Source organism: Marinobacter mobilis, from assembly GCF_900106945.1.
In the GTDB taxonomy this organism is placed as follows: Bacteria; Pseudomonadota; Gammaproteobacteria; order Pseudomonadales; family Oleiphilaceae; genus Marinobacter; species Marinobacter mobilis.
On the sequence record NZ_FNNE01000002.1, the window covers coordinates 416,864 to 437,542 of the forward strand.

General features: G+C 58.4%; 18 protein-coding genes. 8 read left to right on the plus strand and 10 right to left on the minus strand.

All coding sequences use genetic code 11. From position 1 onward, the window contains the following. Positions 1-77 precede the first annotated feature (77 nt). Positions 78-1,454, plus strand: coding sequence for a 30S ribosomal protein S12 methylthiotransferase RimO (rimO, locus tag BLV11_RS04470; protein WP_245725918.1), 1,377 nt, complete (start codon positions 78-80; stop codon positions 1,452-1,454). A 227-nt stretch (positions 1,455-1,681) separates the two neighbouring features. Here rimO and gatB read toward each other — a convergent pair whose 3' ends face one another. The 3 genes from gatB to gatC are packed head-to-tail and all read right to left on the minus strand — an operon-like array spanning position 1,682 to position 4,916. Further along, the gene (gene gatB / locus BLV11_RS04475) at positions 1,682-3,130 is read right to left on the minus strand and encodes an Asp-tRNA(Asn)/Glu-tRNA(Gln) amidotransferase subunit GatB (RefSeq protein WP_091811750.1); all 1,449 of its coding nucleotides are present in this window, start codon (positions 3,128-3,130) and stop codon (positions 1,682-1,684) included. 25 nt (positions 3,131-3,155) lie between these two features. Beyond that, a complete protein-coding gene (gene gatA / locus BLV11_RS04480) occupies positions 3,156-4,601 on the minus strand; it encodes an Asp-tRNA(Asn)/Glu-tRNA(Gln) amidotransferase subunit GatA (protein ID WP_091811751.1) in 1,446 nt (481 codons plus the stop codon). A gap of 27 nt (positions 4,602-4,628) precedes the next feature. Beyond that, entirely contained in the window at positions 4,629-4,916 is a 288-nt protein-coding gene (gene gatC / locus BLV11_RS04485) for an Asp-tRNA(Asn)/Glu-tRNA(Gln) amidotransferase subunit GatC (RefSeq protein ID WP_091811752.1), read from the minus strand. A 265-nt stretch (positions 4,917-5,181) separates the two neighbouring features. On the opposite strand from gatC, the gene BLV11_RS04490 reads away from it, so the two are divergent. The 7 genes from BLV11_RS04490 to BLV11_RS04520 all read left to right on the plus strand — a co-directional run bounded on the left by BLV11_RS04490 (position 5,182) and on the right by BLV11_RS04520 (position 14,790). Beyond that, positions 5,182-6,222 carry a rod shape-determining protein gene (locus BLV11_RS04490; RefSeq protein WP_091811843.1) on the plus strand — a complete coding sequence of 347 codons (1,041 nt, stop codon included), beginning with the start codon at positions 5,182-5,184 and terminating at the stop codon, positions 6,220-6,222. 186 nt (positions 6,223-6,408) lie between these two features. Then, a complete protein-coding gene (mreC, locus tag BLV11_RS04495; protein WP_245725919.1) occupies positions 6,409-7,236 on the plus strand; it encodes a rod shape-determining protein MreC in 828 nt (275 codons plus the stop codon). Further along, positions 7,236-7,712 (plus strand): rod shape-determining protein MreD, encoded by a 477-nt coding sequence (gene mreD, locus BLV11_RS04500; RefSeq protein WP_091811753.1) that lies wholly within the window; start codon positions 7,236-7,238, stop codon positions 7,710-7,712. The genes mreC and mreD overlap by 1 nt, the downstream gene beginning before the upstream one ends. Before the next feature lie 9 nt (positions 7,713-7,721). Beyond that, positions 7,722-8,327 (plus strand): Maf family protein, encoded by a 606-nt coding sequence (locus tag BLV11_RS04505; protein WP_091811754.1) that lies wholly within the window; start codon positions 7,722-7,724, stop codon positions 8,325-8,327. A gap of 52 nt (positions 8,328-8,379) precedes the next feature. Beyond that, positions 8,380-9,858: a ribonuclease G gene (rng, locus tag BLV11_RS04510; protein ID WP_091811755.1), complete on the plus strand. Its 1,479-nt coding sequence runs from the start codon at positions 8,380-8,382 to the stop codon at positions 9,856-9,858. 93 nt (positions 9,859-9,951) lie between these two features. Further along, positions 9,952-13,911, plus strand: coding sequence for a YhdP family protein (locus tag BLV11_RS04515; protein WP_091811756.1), 3,960 nt, complete (start codon positions 9,952-9,954; stop codon positions 13,909-13,911). Between the two features lie 33 nt (positions 13,912-13,944). Then, a complete protein-coding gene (locus tag BLV11_RS04520) occupies positions 13,945-14,790 on the plus strand; it encodes a carbon-nitrogen hydrolase family protein (RefSeq protein WP_091811757.1) in 846 nt (281 codons plus the stop codon). A gap of 66 nt (positions 14,791-14,856) precedes the next feature. Here BLV11_RS04520 and yjgA read toward each other — a convergent pair whose 3' ends face one another. The 7 genes from yjgA to BLV11_RS04555 all read right to left on the minus strand — a co-directional run bounded on the left by yjgA (position 14,857) and on the right by BLV11_RS04555 (position 20,620). Then, a complete protein-coding gene (gene yjgA, locus BLV11_RS04525; RefSeq protein WP_091811758.1) occupies positions 14,857-15,399 on the minus strand; it encodes a ribosome biogenesis factor YjgA in 543 nt (180 codons plus the stop codon). Positions 15,400-15,422: 23 nt separating this feature from the next. Beyond that, positions 15,423-16,784, minus strand: coding sequence for a magnesium transporter (mgtE, locus tag BLV11_RS04530; protein WP_091811759.1), 1,362 nt, complete (start codon positions 16,782-16,784; stop codon positions 15,423-15,425). Between the two features lie 149 nt (positions 16,785-16,933). Further along, positions 16,934-17,203: an HPr family phosphocarrier protein gene (locus BLV11_RS04535; protein ID WP_091811760.1), complete on the minus strand. Its 270-nt coding sequence runs from the start codon at positions 17,201-17,203 to the stop codon at positions 16,934-16,936. A 7-nt stretch (positions 17,204-17,210) separates the two neighbouring features. Beyond that, complete coding sequence (gene rapZ, locus BLV11_RS04540) at positions 17,211-18,089, minus strand: RNase adapter RapZ (protein ID WP_091811761.1); 879 nt, start codon at positions 18,087-18,089, stop codon at positions 17,211-17,213. A 27-nt stretch (positions 18,090-18,116) separates the two neighbouring features. After that, positions 18,117-18,584, minus strand: coding sequence for a PTS IIA-like nitrogen regulatory protein PtsN (gene ptsN, locus BLV11_RS04545; protein ID WP_091811762.1), 468 nt, complete (start codon positions 18,582-18,584; stop codon positions 18,117-18,119). 86 nt (positions 18,585-18,670) lie between these two features. Further along, positions 18,671-18,979, minus strand: a complete 309-nt coding sequence (gene hpf, locus BLV11_RS04550) for a ribosome hibernation promoting factor (protein ID WP_091811763.1) — start codon at positions 18,977-18,979, stop codon at positions 18,671-18,673. A 126-nt stretch (positions 18,980-19,105) separates the two neighbouring features. Further along, the gene (locus BLV11_RS04555) at positions 19,106-20,620 is read right to left on the minus strand and encodes an RNA polymerase factor sigma-54 (RefSeq protein ID WP_091811845.1); all 1,515 of its coding nucleotides are present in this window, start codon (positions 20,618-20,620) and stop codon (positions 19,106-19,108) included. Positions 20,621-20,679: the final 59 nt, after the last annotated feature.

The following is a 20,679-nucleotide window of genomic DNA, read 5'->3' on the forward strand; positions in this document are numbered from 1 at the left end:
ATCCGCCGGATTCCAATCTTCAACCAAGCCGATGCAGAGAGCGCATGACCGTCAGCAATTTTGATCCGAAACAGTCCATGAAGTCTGATACACCCTCCGAGCAGGTCCAGAGTGGCGCCGCCAGTGCCCAGGGCCGGGCTCCATCCGGCAAGGTCGGCTTTGTCAGCCTTGGCTGCCCCAAGGCGCTGGTGGATTCAGAGCGGATTCTGACCCAGTTGCGGCTGGACGGTTATGATGTTGTGCCGACCTATGACGATGCAGACGTGGTCGTCGTCAATACCTGCGGTTTCATTGATGCGGCCAAGCAGGAGTCTCTGGACGCCATTGGCGAGGCCATCAGTGCGAACGGCAAGGTCATCGTAACCGGCTGCATGGGGGTGGAGGAAAACCGGATTCGGGAAACCCATCCGGGTGTTCTGGCGGTTTCCGGTCCGCATGCTTATGAAGAGGTGGTCGGTGCGGTGCATGAGCATGTGCCGCCAGTGAAAGATCACGATCCGTTTGTTGATCTCGTTCCCCCGCAGGGCGTCAAACTGACGCCTCGCCACTACGCCTACCTGAAGATCTCCGAGGGCTGTAATCATCGCTGTACGTTCTGCATTATCCCGTCCATGCGCGGTGATCTGGTCAGTCGCCCCATCGGCGATGTGATGGATGAGGCCCAGCGTTTGGTGGATGCCGGTGTGAAGGAATTGCTGGTAATCTCCCAGGACACCAGCGCCTACGGTGTTGATACCAAGTACCGTACCGGCTTCTGGCAGGGCCGTCCGTTGAAGACAAAGATGATGGCGTTGTGTGAGGCGCTGGGTGAGCTTGGGGTGTGGGTGCGTTTGCACTATGTTTACCCCTATCCTCATGTTGATGAGGTGATCCCGCTGATGGCGGACGGCAAAATTCTGCCTTACCTCGATATTCCGTTCCAGCATGCCAGTCCGAAGGTGCTCAAGGCGATGAAGCGCCCGGCCCACGACAGCAAGACACTGGAGAGGATTCGCAAATGGCGGGAGATCTGCCCGGAGCTGACGATCCGGTCGACCTTTATTGTCGGTTTCCCAGGTGAGACGGAAGAAGATTTCCAGTACCTGCTGGACTGGCTGGATGAGGCCCAGTTGGATCGGGTAGGGGCGTTCACCTACAGCGCGGTTGAGGGCGCCAAGGCCAACGAAATTGAGGGCGCGGTTCCGGAAGCGGTGAAAGAGGAGCGGCTGGCGCGGTTCATGGCCAAGCAGGCGGAAATATCCGCGGCACGGCTGCAGGCCAAGATCGGCAAGACCATTGAGGTGTTGATCGATGAGGTCGACGAGGAGGGCGCTATTGGTCGGTCGAAGGCGGATGCGCCGGAGATCGACGGTATGGTTTATCTCAATGATGAGGTGAATCTTCAGCCCGGGCAGGTGGTAACGGCTGTGGTCGAACATGCGGACGAGCATGATCTTTGGGCTGTTTTGGCCTGATTTTGTCGGCAGACTGCCGGTTTGGGTGGGGAGCCCCGGAGATATCTCGGAGTCGATGGGGCTTGGTGGGTACTTGCTCCCAAAAATGTCGGAGGCCATGGATGGCCGGAGCCAAGTGCACATGGATGTGCTTGTAGCGGTTTTTGGGAGCAAGTACCCATCAAGGCCCTGCTGGAGGCCTTCAGGCTAGGGGAGGCGGACAGCCTCTCCCCAACCCGGTTGCCTGATCAGCTGTCCAGCTTCTTCTTCAGAATCTCCGTAAACAGTTTCGGATTGCCCTGACCTTTTGAGGCTTTCATCAGAGGCCCCATAAAACCGCCCATCATCTTCTTGCGCTTCTTCTCGTCGGCTTCCTTGTACTGGGCAATCTGCTCGGGCATGCCGGCCAGCACCTCGTCCACCATGGCCTCCAGAGCGCCGGTATCGGATACCTGTTTCAGGCCCCTGGCTTCTATGATGGCATCGACGTTGTCGCCTTCGCCGGTCCAAAGGGCATCGAACACCTTCTTGGCACCAGCGGAAGAGATGGAGTCATCGGCAATCCGCACGATCAGGTCGCCCAGCTGGGCTCCGCTGATCGGAGAGTCCGAAATCAGCCTGTCCTCGGCATTCAGACGCGCCGACAGCTCGCCTTGCACCCAGTTGGCAGTCAGCTTCGCATCTTTGCTGTGGCTGACCGCTTCCTCAAAGAAAGTAGCCAGGCTGGCATCGCCGCCCAGCAGGCCTGCGTCATAGTCGTTGAGTCCGTATTGCTCCTTGAAACGGGCCTTGCGGGCGTCAGGCAATTCCGGCAGCCGGCTGCGGCAGTCATCAATGAACGTGTCGTCGATTTCAACCGGCAGCAGGTCAGGGCAGGGGAAGTAGCGGTAATCGTTGGCTTCTTCCTTGGTGCGCATGGAGCGGGATTCATCCCGGTCGCCGTTGTACAGGCGGGTTTCCTGAACAATGACGCCGCCGTCCTCAAGAATGTCCATCTGACGCTCGACTTCATGGGCAATGGCCTGCTCCATGAAGCGGAAGGAGTTCAGGTTCTTGGTTTCGGTACGGGTGCCGAATGCTTCCTGCCCCTTTGGCTTCAGGGAAATGTTAACGTCGAACCGCATGGAGCCCTGAGACATATCACCGTCACAAATGCCCAGCGAGGTGACAAGGCTGTGCAGCTTCTTGGCAAAGGCCACGGCCTCCTCGGCACTGCGCATGTCCGGTTCTGTCACTACCTCGATCAGCGGTGTGCCGGCGCGGTTCAGGTCGATGCCGGACATTCCATGGAAGTCCTCGTGGAGCGATTTTCCGGCATCTTCTTCCAGGTGGGCGTGGTGGATGCGAATGCGCTTGCTGCTGCCATCCGCAAGGTCGATGTCCACATGGCCCGGCCCGACGATGGGCTGCTCCAGCTGAGTGGTCTGGTAGCCCTTGGGCAGATCCGGGTAAAAGTAGTTCTTGCGCTCGAACACCGAACGGCGGCCAATGTCGGCGTCGATAGCAAGGCCAAACATCACGGCATAGCGGAAGGCCTGCTCATTGGGCACTGGCAGAGTGCCGGGCATGGCCAGGTCAACGGCATTGGCCTGCGTGTTGGGCTCAGCGCCAAAGGCGGTGCTGGAGCCGGAAAAGATTTTGGTTCTGGTAGCAAGCTGGACGTGGATTTCCAGCCCGATGACGACATCCCATTGCATGGTTACTGTTCTCCTGTTCGCCCAATTACGCGGGTTTGCGCTGATGCCAGTCGGTCGCCAGCTGGAACTGGTGAGCGGCGTTCAGCAACCGTGCTTCGGAAAAATAATCACCGATGATCTGGAGTCCGACGGGCAGCCCATTGACCATGCCGGCGGGGACCGACATGGCGGGCAGGCCCGCGAGGTTGATGGCTATGGTGAAAATGTCTTCCAGGTACATGGTGACCGGATCGCTGGTTTTTTCGCCCTGGACAAAGGCCGGGGACGGACAGGTCGGGCTCATCAACACATCGACTTCCTTGAGCGCGTTGACAAAGTCCTGCTGGACCAGGCGGCGAACTTTTTGTGCCTTGAGGAAATACGCATCGAAGTAGCCGGCTGACAGTGCGTAGGTGCCGATCATGATGCGGCGTTTTACTTCCTCGCCGAAGCCCTCTTCCCGGGTGCGGGTGTAAAGGTCCATCAGATCCTTGGGGTCTGAGCAGCGGTGGCCGTAACGAACACCGTCAAAGCGCGACAGGTTGGCGGATGCTTCCGCCGGTGCAATCACGTAGTAGGCTGCAATCGCCAGGTGGGCGTTTGGTAGTGACACCTCTTTTACCGTGGCGCCCAGCTTTTCGTATTCCGCGACCGCCGTGCGGATGGTCTGGGCCATGGCCGGATCGAGCTGGTCGGTAAAGTACTCTTTCGGCAGGCCAATTTTCAGGCCTTTGAGTGGCTCGCCCAGCGTCGCGGTATAGTCTGGGACTTCCCGGTCAATGGAGGTGGAGTCCTTGGGGTCAAAGCCAGCCATGATATTCAGCATCATGGCGTTATCTTCTGCACTTCGTGCCAGGGTGCCGCCCTGGTCGAGGCTGGACGCGTACGCGATCATGCCGTAGCGGGACACCCGGCCATAAGTCGGCTTGAGTCCGGTAATGCCGCAGAACGAGGCCGGCTGACGGATCGAGCCGCCGGTGTCTGTTGCTGTGGCGGCAGGCGTCAGGCCCGCGGCAACCGCAGCGGCGGAACCGCCGGAGGAACCGCCGGGAACCCGGTTTTCACCCCAGGGGTTGGTGGTGGCGCCGAAATGGCTGGACTCGTTGGAGGAGCCCATGGCGAACTCGTCCAGGTTGGTCTTGCCCAGGCACACGGCACCGGCATCGCGAAAACGGGCTGTCACGGTAGCGTCGTACGGCGGGATGAAGTTCTCCAGCATTCTGGAGCCGCAGGTTGTACGTACACCGTTGGTGCAGAAAATATCCTTCTGGGCGAACGGGATGCCGGTCCAGGGGGTGGCGTTGCCCTGGCTGCGGCGCTCGTCGGCCAGGCGGGCTTCGTCCAGCGCACTGTCTTCGCAGACCGTGATGAAACTGTTGTACTTGCCGTCTTCCTGTTTGATGCGATCCAGGAAATGCTGGGTCAGCTCGACGCTGGAGACCTCGCCTGATGCCAGAGCGCGGGAAAGTTCGGCTACGGATTTGTTATGCATTGCAGATTCCTGAGCAGGCTGAACTGTTTAATCAATCACTTTGGGAACCAGGTACAGTCCCGCTTCAGTAGCAGGAGCAATTGCCTGGAAAGCTTCGCGCTGGTTGCTCTCGGTGACTTCATCCGGGCGCAGGCGCTGAATGGCATCCAGTGGGTGGGCCATGGGCTTGACGTTCTCGGTGTCAGCGGACTGAAGCTGGTCCACCAGGTTCAGGATGTTTCCGAGATCCTTTTCCAGTTCGGTCACTTGCTGGTCGTTTACCCGGATTCGGGCCAGCAGGGCAACTTTCTCTATGTCTTCGCGGGAAATGGTCACGCATTGCCTCCCAGATAAATGAAATGTCTGTAACGTCCGGTACTTGGGCGCGATTGGCCGGGATTTTGGTGTCAGCCCCGATGATCAGGGGTGGCAGGCCGGACAAGCTGGCTATGTTAACAGATTCGAGCGGCAGCGTTAGGGGCGGTTGGCCCGCAAAATGCCTAGTCGCGCCCGTTTCACGCCTTGCCTGCATGGGTGCTCGCTGCTAAAGTTGCCGCATCATTTCTGCGACAGCACATCTCAGGTTGAAAAAACACGAATGTTGATCAAAAAAATCCGAGGTCTATTTTCCAGCGATCTGTCCATCGACCTGGGCACCGCCAACACCCTTATCTTTGTCCGTGACCGGGGCATTGTCCTTGATGAGCCTTCTGTCGTGGCCATCCGAACGAACAATGCCCAGAAAATGGTCGCAGCGGTGGGCACCGAGGCCAAGCGGATGCTGGGGCGTACCCCGGGCAATATTACCGCTATCCGCCCACTGAAGGACGGGGTTATTGCTGACTTCGTGGTGACTGAAAAGATGCTGCAGCACTTCATTCACAAGGTTCACGAAAACAGCTTTATCACGCCAAGCCCGCGGGTTCTGGTCTGCGTGCCGAGCAAGTCCACCCAGGTGGAGCGCAAGGCTATCCGTGAATCCGCATTGGGCGCGGGTGCCCGTGAAGTGTTCCTGATTGAGGAGCCGATGGCGGCAGCGATTGGTGCCGGTCTGCCGGTGGAAGAAGCCAGTGGTTCGATGATTGTTGATATTGGTGGTGGCACCACTGAAATTGCCATCATCTCGCTGAACGGTATTGTTTATGCCGAGTCAGTACGGGTAGGTGGTGACAAGTTCGATGAGGCCATTGTGACCTATGTCCGTCGCAACTACGGCAGCCTGATTGGTGACACCACGGCCGAGCGCATCAAGCACGAGATCGGTTGTGCCTATGAAGGCCTGGAAATCCGCGAAATCGACGTTCGCGGTCGCAACCTGGCTGAAGGTGTTCCCCGCGCGTTTACCCTCAACAGTGAGGAAATTCTCGACGCCTTGCAGGAATCTCTGGCCCAAATCGTTCAAACCGTCAAAAGTGCCCTGGAACAGTCGCCTCCTGAACTGGCGTCGGATATCGCCGAGCGCGGTATTGTGCTGACTGGCGGTGGCGCCTTGCTGCGTGGCCTCGACAAGTTGCTCAGCGAGGAAACCGGGCTGCCGGTGATCATCGCTGAAGATCCGCTCACCTGCGTTGCGCGGGGTGGTGGTAAAGCGCTTGAGGTCATCGACAAGGGCGGCATTGGAATGTTTTCCCAGGAGGGTTAATCGTGGCCTTGGCGCTTAGCCGGATGCCTTCCTGCTCCCGACCGCCGCTTGTGCGACAGCACAGCGGCGGTCGTCGTATATGCTGTGGCCGCTCCAACGGGAGACTCAGCCATTAAAACGATTTTTGTCGCGGGTCCGATTCCTGGATTCCGTCTCTTTCTCGCCCTTGTCACGTCGGCGGCACTGATTGTTGCCGATGTCCGCTTTGACACCCTGCAGACTGCTCGCAGTGCGATTGCGACCGGTTTGTCGCCGGTCTATTGGTTCGGAAACGCCCCTTCGCAGCTCAGTGACTGGGTCTCGGGGCTGTTCACAACCCGTGACGATCTGCTGGAAGAAAATGACGCTCTTAAGGCCCGCTTGCTGATTCTGGAGCGCCGTGCCCTGAGATATGCCGCCCTCGCCGCAGAAAATAACGAGCTCCGGCGCCTGCTGAACTCGGGTGAAGTGCTGGATGATCGGGTGATCGTCGCCGAAGTGGTCAGTGTGTCCCCAGATCCGTTTTCCCATGAGGTTGTTATCAATAAAGGCAGTCGGGATGGCGTTCGGGTAGGGCAGGCGATACTGGACTCGACTGGGCTGATGGGGCAGGTGCTGACGACGAGCAGCTTTACCTCGCGGGTGCTGCTCATTTCCGACAGCAGTCATGCCGTGCCCGTAGAGGTTGTGCGCAATGGGTTAAGGGCGATTTTGCTGGGTAATGGCGACATTTCGGCGCTGGAGCTGGTTCATGTGCCCGATACGGCTGACATTCGCGAAGGCGATCTGCTGGTCAGTTCCGGTCTCGGTGGCCGCTTCCCGAAGGGCTATCCGGTGGCAGAGGTCAAGCGCATCCATAAGGATCCCGGCGAACCCTTCGTACAGATTGAGGCTACCCCGAAGGCCCAGCTCAACAGGAGCGAGATGGTATTGGTGGTGTTCAGTGAGAATCAGGAGCTTGCCAGGCCCACCCAGGATGATGGCAGTATGTCTCCAGAAGGTGATGCCAGCGTGACTGAAGGGGGAGCGGACTGATGCTGTCAGTGATCAGTTATCCCGTGTTCGCCATCAGCATCCTGCTCGGGCTGATACTGAGTATTTCCCTGTTTCCCCTCGGTTGGTTCGAGTTTCGCCCGGAGTGGCTTGCGCTGCTGGTGTTCTACTGGACCTTTCGGGCACCCGCCCAGTTCGGTGTCCTGTGGGCCTGGTGTCTTGGCTTGTTGCTGGATGTTCTGGAAGCCACCCCGCTGGGCGTCAACGCGTCTGCAATGGCGCTGACGGCCTTCCTGGTGTTGACGGTTCACCAGCGCTTGCGAATGTTTCCGTTGATTCAGCAGTGCCTGATGGTATTCCTGTTGTTGGGAATCAATCAGATGTACGTGCACTTTATCAAGCAGATCCTGGGTGGGGGGGATGCCGGGTTCAGCTACCTGTGGCCCGCCCTGACCAGCGCACTGCTGTGGCCGCCTGTCTGTGTCATTCTGGACGGACTTAACCGAAAACTGGGATAGGATGTTCCTGTGCCTCCCATTGTGCTTGCCTCTGCTTCGCCCCGACGGGCCGAACTTCTGACCCAGTTAGGGGTCACGTATACCGTTGCACCTGCCGATATCGACGAGACTCCGCGCAATGGCGAATCGCCAGCGGATTACGTTGTCCGTATGGCGCAGGAGAAGGCCCAGGCCTGCAGTCAGTCCCGTGGTTTTCTGGGTGACGGAGAGCTGGTACTGGGGTCCGATACCTCGGTTGTTCTCGGCGACCAGATCCTCGGAAAGCCGGCGGATACTGACGATGCTGTCGCCATGCTGAAGCGTCTTTCTGGGCGCTCCCACCGGGTCATGACCGCGGTTGCCCTGCTTGGCAGGAATCAGAGCTGGCACACCCTGGTTACCACCGAGGTTCATTTCCGGACGTTGGCGGATGAGGAAATTCACGCCTACGTTCAAACCGGAGAACCGTTGGACAAGGCTGGCGGTTATGGTATTCAGGGTAAGGGCGGCGTCTTCGTCGATGAGATTCATGGCAGTTATAGTGCGGTCGTCGGGTTGCCGTTGACCGAAACGGCCGGATTGCTGTCCGACGCGGGCTATCCTGTCTGGCGCCTGTGGTCGGGCGCTGGCTGTTAATGTTTGCTGTCCCGGCAAGCCCCTCAACATCAATAATAATGGAGAGCACTCAATGAGTGAGGAAATCCTGATCAACGTCACACCGGTGGAAACGCGGGTTGCGCTGGTGGAAAACGGAATGCTTCAGGAAGTCTACATTGAGCGCACCAGTCGCAAGGGTATTGTTGGCAATATCTACCGCGGCAAGGTTGTCCGGGTATTGCCTGGCATGGAAGCGGCTTTTGTGGATATCGGACTGGAGCGCGCAGCCTTCATTCACGCCTCCGATGTGGTCAGCGGGCAGAATGGCGAAGATGCCGCCGAGGCTCCGAAGTCGGTGCCGGATATCCGTTCGTTGTTGCGCGAAGGCCAGTCACTGGTCGTTCAGGTGACCAAGGACCCGATTGGCACCAAGGGCGCACGGCTGACTACCCAGTTGTCGATTCCGTCCCGGTACCTGGTGTTTATGCCAGGGGTGAACCACATTGGCATTTCCCAGCGCATTGAGGACGATGGTGAGCGGGCGCGGCTGAAAGCCATTGTCGAGGAAGGCGCAGCCGAGCAAACAGAAGTGCCCGGCGGCTACATCATCCGCACTGCCGCAGAGCTGGCCGCAGCGGAAGACCTGATTGCCGATATGACTTACCTGCACCGGCTCAGCCAGTCGATCCATGAACGTATCAATCGTGTACAGGCGCCCGCGGTGGTCTATCAGGACCTGCCACTGTTTATTCGTACGATCCGTGACCTCATCCGTCCGCAGACCGAGAAGGTCCGGATTGACAGCCGCGAGAGTCACCAGCGCGTGGTGGAGTTTGTTGAAGAGTTTGTCTCGGAGTTTGCCAACAAGGTTGAGTATTACCCCGGTGAACGGCCGATCTTTGATCTTTACAGTGTTGAGGACGAGATTCAGAAGGCCCTGAGTCGCAAGGTCCAGCTCAAGTCCGGGGGGTATGTCATCATCGACCAGACCGAGGCGATGACCACCATTGATATTAATACCGGTGCCTTTGTGGGTCACCGAAACCTCGAAGAAACCATCTTCAAAACCAACCTGGAAGCTGCCCGCGCCATCAGTCGGCAGCTGCGCCTGCGTAATCTGGGTGGGATCATCATTATTGACTTTATCGACATGGAAGATCCGGAGCATCAGCGCCAGGTGCATCGCATGCTGGAGAAAATGCTCGAGCGGGACCATGCCAAGACCAAGATCACCGGAGTGTCGGAACTTGGCCTGGTGGAAATGACCCGCAAGCGCACGACCGAAAGTCTGGGCCAGGTTTTGTGTGAGTCCTGTCCGATCTGTGATGGTCGTGGCTTCCTGAAGACCAGCGAAACTGTCTGCTATGAGATCTTCCGCGAGATCCTGCGTGTTAACCGCGCCTACGAGGCAGAAAGCTATCTGGTGATGGCTTCCCAGAGTGTGGTAGACCGCCTGCTGGATGAGGAGTCCGACAATGTGGCCGATCTTGAAACGTTTATAACCAAGAGCATCCGCTTCCAGGTTGAGCCTTTTTATAGCCAGGAACAGTACGATGTGGTGTTGCTGTAGTTCGGCCTTGAACGTAACCACAACAGCTTTGACCGCTGCAATAATGACGCTGGCGGCTGCGACACAAGCGCCTGAACGGCGCTGGCGGGTTGCATGACGGGACTTGATCAGCGCCTCGCTGAGGAGACCATGCCCGGGCAGGTTGCCCGTCGGCTGACGAATGTGTTCTGGTCCCTCGTGGTGGTGGTCCTGGTAGTGTCTGCGATCTTTGTCGGGGTTGGTCGGCAGCTCACAGACAACATCGACGCGTTCCGTTCCGACCTTGAGAACTTGTTGACTGACAGCCTCGGCTACCGGGTCGAAATTGACGAGCTCAGGGCCCGATGGCACTGGCTGGATCCGGTAGTGCAGGCGTCGGGCGTGCGCCTGCTGACCGATTCCGCTGAGCCCTATCCGTTGGGTTCCGTCAGCTCGCTGCGGATCCGCCTCGATACCCTGAAGTCGCTGCTTCGCCAACGCGTCGTGTTTGAGAACTTCGAGGCTGATGGCCTCGATCTGACCGTGGTTCAGTCGAGTGATGGTCGTCTGATGATCGACGGACTGCGATTACCCGAGGCCACCGCTGAGTCAGGGCCGGATGGCACAACCGATACTTCCGGGAACCTGGTCGCCATCGCGGGGCGCTGGTTGTCGGACCCCTCTGTACGAATTACCCGCGTGGGTATCAGGATTCGTACCCGCGATAACCAGACCCGCCTGATTGACATTCCGCAACTCGATCTCGAATACGACGGCGGATTGTTCTCCGCTTCCGGTCGCGCAATGCAGGGCGGTACCACCCACCAGTTAGCCGGCTTCCGCCTGATCGGATTGCACTTCTTTCGGGGTGACTTTACTGGCCAGATTTATCTGAATCTCAACTCCGGCCGCCTGTTTGATGAGCTTGTGAGCGGTTACCGCTGGCGGGAGCTGGGGGTGGATGGCTTTGATATCGGTGGGGAGGCCTGGCTGACGTTTCGCAGCGGCGCGCTGGAGCAGGTCAACGGACAGTTGATGGCACCCTACCTGCAGGTTCGGGCGGCGGAGGAGTCGCTGGCCCCGATGGAGGACCTGGCGCTCAAGTTCGGTTGGCGGGGCAGTGTGGTACCGGGACGGGATAGCCTGTTGTCAGGGGAGTGGCATCTGAGCGATATCCGCTGGCGTTGGCTGGGTGAGTCGGTTTCCGGGTTCAGTCTGTTTTTACGTCAGCGTAATGATCGTTTCGATGTTCGGGCTAACGGGGTACCCGTAGGTCCGCTGGCACATATAGCGCTCGGGGTGCGGCTGTTGCCGGAGGCGGCGGTGGTCGCGCTCGAAGGTTATCGGCCGGAAGGCCAGCTCGATAATCTGACATTGATCATTCCGTCGTCAGATCAGGGGCCAGCGTTTTCATTGGCTACTGACTTCCAGAAACTGAAGGTGTCAGCGTTCCATGGTGCACCTGAGTTGGTGGGCGCCCGTGGCACGCTGGAGCTGGGTCGCAGTCACGGCACGGTCAGGGTGGTGGGTGAGGATGTCACCATTGGCTTTCCCCGGTTGTTCCGCTCAAGCTGGCCCATGTCTTATGCGGATGTCAGGGTGAGCTGGGACCTCAATGGCCCCATCACCCGGGTTTACTCTAGCGATATCCATCTGCTGTACCGGGATAAAACGGAATTCAGCGGTGGCTTCGATCTCAGGCTCGACCGCGAAGGCGAAGATAATCTTGGACTCCAGGTGGCGTTACGTCACGGGGAAGCGGATCTGCTGGCGGAGTTTGTGCCGGACAAAGTTGTCGCACCTGCCTTGTACGATTGGCTGACGACTGCGGTTTCGTCGGCGAGTATCGATGAAGGGGCGTTTTACGGCTTTGGTCAGATTGACCGAGGTGCTCCACGGCACTCCTTTACCTCGTCGATGTGGTATCGCTTCAGTCAAGGTCAGATAACGTACGACCCGGCATGGCCTGAGGTACGGGGCGCCCGTGGCAGGGTATCCGTACATGATGGCCGGACACTGGTGACCCTCGAGTCTGCAGAGACCGGTGGGCTCAGTCTGAGCGACGCCCAGGTCCGGTTGGCGCCCACCGACGCGGGCTTGACGTTGTTGGTCGATGCTGAGACCGCAGTTCCGGGGAGCGTATTGCCCTATTGGCTTGAAAACAGCCCTCTTGGCGAGATGTCGGGGCTCGCCGCTGACGCCCTTGACGTTGGGGGGCGCTATGCGCTCGATCTGGGATTGCAGATTCCTCTGGATAAGCAACGCGCCCCGGTAGTGGATATTGCCGTTGTCAGTGATGGCGGTGCTGTTCGCTACCCGGGGGCTGGGCTGGACTGGCGTGACATAACCGGAAAGCTGACGTTCAATAGCCAGACCGGCTTTTCAGCTGACCCGGTCAGCGCGACGTTCCTGGGTAAACCCGTCGAAGTGGGCTTCGAATATCGCCCTGACCAGAACGCTTTGAGCCTGTCGCAAACGGGTCGCCTGACGATCCCCGAAGCGCAGGTTGCGTTGGGGCTCTCTGCCAGCGACGAGCTCGGTCTGAGCGGGGCGTTTGTCTACACTGCCCGATTGGACGTCGCGAAAGAGTCTTCACCCGGCCTTTCTCTGTACAGCAGCCTGCGCGGGGTTACCGTCGACTGGCCCGAACCGCTGGCCAAACCCGCAGATGAGCTGCGGCCATTGTCGACAACGCTGAGTTGGGAGCCGGGTAAATCCATGGTGCTTGCGGGTCAGTGGCAGGAGGCGTTGGGTTTACGCTTTCGGTGGGATGAAGACGGATTCGAGCGTGGTGCGATTGCCTTTGGCCGACGTGATGCGCAATTGCCTGAAACTGCGGGTATCGCATTTAATGGCCACCTTGAGCGGCTGAATGTAGAGGCCTGGGCCGACCGTATCAGCCGGATCTCGTTGGCCCGTGATGAAGGCGCATCAGCTGCGGCTGTGAATGCGGATGCCCTGATTGAACAGTGGCTCAGTGGCATCAATCTGTCGATTGGTGAACTTGAGGTGCTTGGTCAGGTGTTCCCTGAAGTGGAGGTTCGCGCTGATTACGGGAATGGCCGCTGGCGGGTCGATTCTGCATCCGATTGGCTGGCTGGTCGACTCGACATTCCGATGGATACAGCTCAGACCGTGCAGGTTGATATGCAGATTCTCCACCTGACTGGCACAGGAGAAGAGGCTAACGTCGCGGAGGATAACGAAACCCCTGAGCGGTCGCCGGCTGAGCAGGTCGCCGACTTCCGGGCGCTGAAACTGGAAAACTGGCCCAGGGTACATGTGTCGGTCGATGGCCTGATGGTGGATGACCGCCCGATGGGAAGCTGGTCCTTCCAGTTGCAACCGGGCGCGGATGCGCTGGATATTCGGGAGCTTCAGGGCACGCTCGATTCGCTGACCTTTAACGGCGGTATGGTGTGGGATATCCGCGATGGTCGTCAGACTTCGCGGCTGATGGGCACCCTGGCGGGTGAAGATCTGGGTGATTTGGCACAACTGGTTGGTGAACAGGCGCCCTTGCGGAATGCGCAAAGCCGGATAGAGCTGAATGTGGCATGGCCCGGACGGCCTGATGAGATGAAATTGCGTCGTCTGGAAGGCGAAGTCGGGATCCGACTGGACGATGGCGTGATCCTTGAAAACAACTATACCGCGCAGCTGTTCCGGCTCTTTAACGTCCTCAATGCAGACAACCTCTGGCGACGATTGCAGCTGGACTTCTCCGACCTGTATGAGGCCGGGGTGGCGTTCGATGCTATATCGGGCACCGCGGTTCTGAATGCGGGGGTACTGACCTGGAATCCCGAGCTACAGATCGTTGGGCCCTCAGGGGCATTCAAGCTGTCCGGCAGCGCCAACATGATGGACGAAAGTCTGGATATGCGGCTGGTGGTGGTGCTGCCTTTGACTCAGAACCTGCCGCTGGCAGCGATTCTGTTGGGGGCGTCTGCGCCCATCGGCGGCGCCTTGTTTGTGCTCGACAAGGTGTTGGGAGACCCATTGAGCAGGCTGACCAGTGCGACCTATAGTGTTCAGGGTAACTGGAGTGAGCCTGAGGTCAGCCTCAGGAATGTCTTTGATACCGGAAACTGATGGCCCGGCAAGCCTGGGCTGCGCGAGGGACTCATGAAACACAGTGATGCAGATCGAGGTGTGAGTGTCGCCGCTATCCAGATGGTCAGTGGGGAATCTCTTCAGGATAACCTTACTGAGGCCAAAGCTTTGCTTGAAGGGGCTGCGGCCGCTGGTGCTCGTGTCGCGGTGCTGCCCGAGAACTTTGCGATCCTGAAAACCGCGCAGATGTTGGCTCAGGGGCGCCGTGAGGGCCAGGGTGATGGGGAAATCCGGGCGTTCCTGGCTCTGCAGGCGAGGCGGCTTGGCTTATGGATTGTAGGGGGCTCTCTCCCTTACGCTCGGCCTTCGACCGAGGCGCCGGAGCGGGTTCGCGCCAGCTGTTTTGTGCTGGATGACAGCGGCCGGGAAGTTGCCCGTTACGACAAAATTCACCTGTTTGATGCCACCGTCAACGATGCCCAGGGGCAGTACCGGGAGTCGGATACCTTTGAACCTGGCGACCAGGTGGTCACCGTGGCAACGCCGGCGGGGGTTTTGGGGCTGGCTATCTGCTACGACCTTCGTTTTCCGGAGCTGTTTCGCGGTTTGCGGGAACGGGGGGCGGACTGGGTGGCCCTGCCCAGTGCTTTTACCTATATGACCGGGGAGGCTCACTGGTCGCCATTGATTCGTGCCCGGGCTATCGAGAACCAGATGTGGATGGTGGCCGCAGGGCAGGGTGGACTGAACAGCCCCAGGCGCCGGACCTATGGGCATTCCATGGTGGTTGATCCCTGGGGGAGTGTGTTGGCGGAGAAAGACGACGAAGGCCGTGGTTGGGTCAGTGCGACGCTGGACCCGACTCGTCTGGACGAGGTCCGTCAGCGGATGCCGGTCTGGGAGCACCGGCGGCTGTGACGGTTCGGTCGTTGCAGGCCGTGCGGTGAGGAGCGCAGAAGCGCTCCCTGCCGGAGGCGTGAAGGCCTAGTCCGTTGAGCCCGCCTGTTCGCCCTCATCAATGCATTCCCGTAGGTAACGGAAGAGCTTCTTGCTCTGGCCGGTGTTCTTTTCTTTCTGCACGTCCCTGCGGGCATTGCGAGCCAGGTTCCGAAGGTGTTGCACATCGGCAACCGGGCAATACTCGATAAACTCGCCCAGTGCACTGTCACCCTCGTTGATCAGACGGTCGCGCCAGCGTTCGGCAAGGTGCAGGCGGCGGGTATGCTCTTCGCTGCCGGCATGGAAGGCTTCAATGGCGCGCCGGATGGTGTCGATATCCTCTTCCTGACGGATGACCTTGCCAATGTACTGCAGATGACGACGGCGTGCCTCGTGCTGGCGGATCCGATGTGATTCGCTAATGGCCCGTTGCAGGGTGTCCGTGATCGGCAGGGTCTTCAGCTGCTCGGTGCTTAGCTCCAGCATCTTTTTGCCAAGCTCCTGGAGTTCCTGCATTTCCCGCTTGAGCTGGGACTTACTTTTCCCCCATTCGAGTTCTGAGTCGTCTTGATGGTCGTGCTCGGACATAAGCTAGGCCTTAAGGTCAGGTATCAGGCGTAAAAGACAGTCGCAAGGCCGAGGAAGGCCATGAAACCGACCACATCGGTGACGGTGGTCAGAATAACGCCCCCGGCCAGAGCGGGGTCGATGTTGCGCGACTTGAGAAACAGAGGCAGTACGGTCCCCACGAGGGCCGCTGCCAGCAGATTAATAATCAGAGCGGCACCGATTACGCCGCCAATCAGCGGGTCCTTGAACCAGATGACAGCAGCCGCTGCGACCACGACGGCCCATAACAGCCCGTTCAGGACACTGGTGAAGAACTCCCGGTTAAGCAGCCATCCGACGTTGTCCTGGGTGATCTGGCCCACGGCCATACCGCGAATGACCAGGGTCAGGGTTTGACTGCCCGCAATCCCGCCCATACTGGCGACGATGGGCATCAATACAGCCAGCGCAACGACCTTTTCAATGGTGTCCTCAAAAAGGCCGATGACCGCAGAGGCAATAAAGGCGGTAACCAGGTTTATCCCCAGCCAGACTGCACGGCGGCGAGAGGTCTTGAGCACCGGTGCGAAGGTGTCTTCATCTTCATCCAGACCGGCCATGCTCATCAGCGAGTGATCGGCATCTTCACGAATAACGTCAACCACGTCATCGATGGTGATACGGCCAAGGAGGTTGCCATCGTCATCCACCACCGGTGCTGAAATCAGGTCGTAACGTTCAAACAGGGTGGCCACCTGGGTGTCGGACAGGCTCACCGGAATGGGCTCGACGTCTGTATCCATCACCTCCCGCACAGTCGTGGCGGGGTTGGAGACCAACATCTTGGTGATGGGCAGCGTGCCAACAAACTGATCCCGCCGGCTCACCACGATCAGGCTGTCGGTCATCGGCGGCAGGGAGCGGTGGCGGCGCAGATAACGGAGTACAACGTCGATGCTGATGTCGGGGCGCACCGTGATGGTGTCCGTGTTCATCAGGCCACCGGCGGTGTCCTCCGGGTAAGCAAGGACTTCCTCTACCCGCTGCCGGTCCTGCTCATCCATGGTGTCCAGGACTTCCTGGATGACCGTATCCGGCAGTTGTTGCAGCAAGTCAGCCAGGTCATCCGATTCGAAGTCTTCGATGACTTCGGCCAGTTCCTGGGCATTGAGCTGGCTGAGGAAATAGCCACGGATGTCGTCGCTCAGGTACTGAAGGACTTCACCTTCCAGACTTTTGTCGACGAGGTTCCACAAGAGGGCCCGCTGGCGCGGAGGTGAAGATTCCAGCAGGTGAGCAATATCGCTGGGACTGAGACCGCCATTGAGGATCCTTGACACCTGTTTCAGGGCGCCACTGTCCAGCGCTTCCCCGAGTGAACGGAGGCGTTGGCGAGCCTGGCTTTGTTCCAGAATATCCGACATTGGTCACCCTAGTGTCCAGCCCATCCTGCTCATGGGCGTGAGGTGGCAGAAACTGCCGCATTATAGCGGACTTAGGGAGCCTCTGGACAGCTCTTGAAAGCGCCCTTGCGGGCTTGCTGAGGTGATCCGGGAGCTGAGGGTAGCTGCCGTTATTCCCCTTCACCGAAATAATCATTGATCAGGGCCACCAGGTCGTCCCGGGCAGCGGCTTCATCCGGCCCGTTGATATGCAGCTCCAGCTCGGTGCCCTTGCTCGCGGCCAGCATCATCACGGGCATGATGCTCTTGGCATTCACCTTCTGGCTACCTTTCACAATTTCGATGGTGCTTTCAAACTCTGATGCAGTGGCAACCAGCTTCGCAGCGGCACGGGCATGCAGTCCTAGTTTGTTGATGATGGTTACGGGGTGCTGGATCATATCAGGATCAGGGCGTTACGGGTTTCAGATGGGGAAGTTCGGTGTGGCGTACCTGCACGTTGTCGTAGTGGTTGGCAAAGTACTCCCCAACCTGTTCGCAAACGTAGACCGAGCGGTGCTGTCCTCCGGTACAACCGATGGAAATGGTCATATAGCTGCGGTTGCTCTTTCCGAAGGACGGTAGCCAGGTATCCACGAATTTGATGACATCACTGACCATCTGAGCGGTGAGAGGATCCTTTTCCAGGAATTCGATAACCGGCTGGTCCACACCGGTGTACTTGCGCAGACTGGTATCCCAGTAGGGGTTAGGCAGGCAGCGCACGTCGAATACGTAGTCAGAGTCCACGGGCACGCCGTGCTTGAAGCCGAATGACTGGACCAGCAGCGCCATTTCCTGTTCCCGGCGACCGATAATCCGTTGCTTCACCATGTCCCGCAGTTCGTAGATGGACAGCTCTGTGGTATCTACAAACAGGTCGGCCAGACTGGCGATGGGCTCGAGCAAGTGCTTTTCGCTGTGAATGGCTTCTTTCAGGGACGTGTGATCGTTGCTCAGTGGATGCTTGCGGCGGGTGGCATGAAATCGTTGCAGCAGGGCCTGGTCAGTGGCATCGAGAAAGATGATTTCGAGGGTGGCGCCAGTCTGGGTAAGCTGGTGGTGTATATCCTCGAAATTGGCGATTTCGTCTGACAGGTTGCGGGCATCGATGCTGACGGCGATCCGTTGCAAGCGACCGGACTGGTGGTTAGTGGCTTCCCGGGTCAGCGGGGACAGCAGGCCAATAGGCAGGTTGTCGATGCAATAGAATCCCAGATCTTCCAGGACATGCAGGGCGGTACTTTTGCCTGAGCCGGAACGACCACTGACGATGATCAGTTTCATAACCCGCAACTCCGAGACTCGGTTGGACTAGGGCGTGCCTGTCATTCGATTGTACAACGCGGCGTTGTCAGTGCACTGACGAAGTTCAGTGCAGAAATTATGGTCGTTGAACTTTTCGGCGAGCTGGCTCAGCAGCTCCAGGTGCTCGCTGGTGGCTTCCTTGGGAACGATCAGAGCAAACAGCAGGTCTACTGGCTGATTGTCGATGGCGTCAAAGGCAACGCCTTCTTCCAGAGTGATCAGGACGCCAACCACCTTATCACAGCCTTCCAGCCGACAGTGGGGAATGGCAATTCCCTGGCCAATGCCAGTACTGCCCAGGCGCTCCCTGGCGACCAGATTGTTGAAAATCTGAGCCTCGCTCAGGTCCTCAGCGGATTGATGAACCTGCTCGGCAATGTATTCCAGGGCCCGTTTTTTACTGGACAGGGCGACCCGGCAGAGGGTCAGCCCGGGGGCCAGGATGCTTTGTATGGTGAGAGTTGTTTCCGTCATGGATCGACAGTGTTTCCGTAAAAAAAGGCTGCGGTACGTTTGGCGTACCGCAGCTCAACCTAATCATAGGCTGGCAAGGCTACCGTTTAGCGGGCGCCGTTTCCATGCATACGATCAACATTTTTTTCCTTGTGCTTGAGGATCTGTCGATCCAGCTTGTCCACAAGGGCGTCAATGGCGGCGTACATATCATCATCTTCCGCCTTTGCGTGAATTTCGCCGCCAATTACATGCAACGTGGCTTCTGCCATTTGGCGTACTTTTTCAATTCCCAGGGTCACCTGACAGTTACTGATGTGGTCAAAATGGCGTTCAAGCTTTTCAAATTTGCCAGATACATACTCTTTTAGGGGGGGCGTCAGTTCGACATGATGACCTGAAATGTTGAGTTGCATAGGCGTCTCCTATAGTTAGCTTGCCAGCGAACTTCCGTCGCTGGCGGGGCTGTTGCGATGTGTCATCGCAACGTGATTTCCCTTGATGCCAGAGTACGGGCTCACGCAGTTTCCGCTGACTCTGACCTACACCAATCGTTTCCGTTCATTTGACGGGGGAATGTGCATGGCCTCACGGTACTTGGCGACAGTACGGCGGGCAACTTTTATTCCCTGTTCTCCTAGCATGGCTGCAATTTTGCTATCGCTCAACGGCTTTTTCGGAGTTTCTGCTGCAATCAGCTTCTTGATCATGGCGCGGATGGCGGTAGAGGAACACTCCCCGCCCTCATCGGTGCTGACATGACTGGAGAAAAAGTACTTCAGTTCAAAGATGCCGCGGGGGGTATGCATGTACTTCTGGGTGGTTACCCTGGAAATCGTCGACTCATGCATTTCAACCGCTTGTGCGATGTCTGAGAGGATCAGCGGCTTCATGGCCTCTTCGCCATGATCAAGGAAACCTTGCTGATGCTCAACGATCCGCGTCGCCACCTTGAGCAGGGTTTCGTTTCGGCTCTGCAGGCTCTTGATGAACCACTTGGCTTCCTGCAGCTGGTCCCGCAGATAGGTGTTGTCTGCACTGCTGTCGGCCCGCCGGATGAGGGAGGCGTAGCCGGCATTGACGCGAATACGGGGCGCAATTTCAGGGTTCAGCTCCACCCGCCAGCGTCCGTTGTTCTTGCGCACGATGACATCAGGAATGACGTAGTCCGGCTCGGCCTGATCAATGGCGTCGCCTGGTCGCGGGGTGAGCTGGGTGATCAGCGCCAGAACTTCTTTGAGCTGATCCTCCTTGAGCCGACTCCGTCGCAGCAGCTGGGCATAATCCCGGTTGCCCAGCAAATTGATGTAATGAGTGATGACCAGGCGCGCCTGCGGCAGCCAAGGGGTATCTGCAGGCAGCTGATTAAGCTGGATCAGCAGGCATTCCTGCAGGTTGCGGGCAAAGACTCCGGGGGGATCGAAGTGTTGAAGGCGGCGCAGGACCGCTTCAACTTCATCCATTTCCACCGGATCTTCGTCGGTCTCGTCGAGCAGGCCAGAATGAATTTCTTCCAGGTCAGACGTCAGATAGCCGCGTTCGTCCACAGCGTCCAGCAAGGAGGTGGCAACAGCCCTGTCGCGGTCACTCATAGGGGTCAGGTTAAGCTGCCACTCCAAATGATCCTGGAGGGTTTCCGCGGCAGAGTTGCGGGTCTCGAAATCGCTGTCGTTCTCGTCGTCGCCACGCGATACCGGCGCTGTTGCCGGCTGGTAGATGTCGTCCCAGGCGGTATCAACCGGTAAGTCGTCCGGAATGCTGTCGTTGGCGTTATTGTCGGCTTCCCATTCCTGCGAGGGTTCTTCATCCCAGGAGTTGTCTTCCGCATCTGTTTCCGAGGCGGATACGTTCTCTTCACGGGGATCGTTATTGTCGCCGTCTTCGGATTCAGACCGGTCGTCGTCTTCCTGGGTTTCCAGCATGGGATTGGAATCAAGGGCCTGCTGGATTTCCTGTTGCAGGTCCAGGGTCGACAGCTGCAGTAGCCGGATCGCCTGTTGTAACTGGGGCGTCATTGTCAGACTTTGACCCAGTTTTAACTGCAAGGAGGCTTTCATGACCATGATGTAAGTTCCGTCGCCCGTGTACTTCAGGTGCCTTTCAGGCTTCGTTGTGG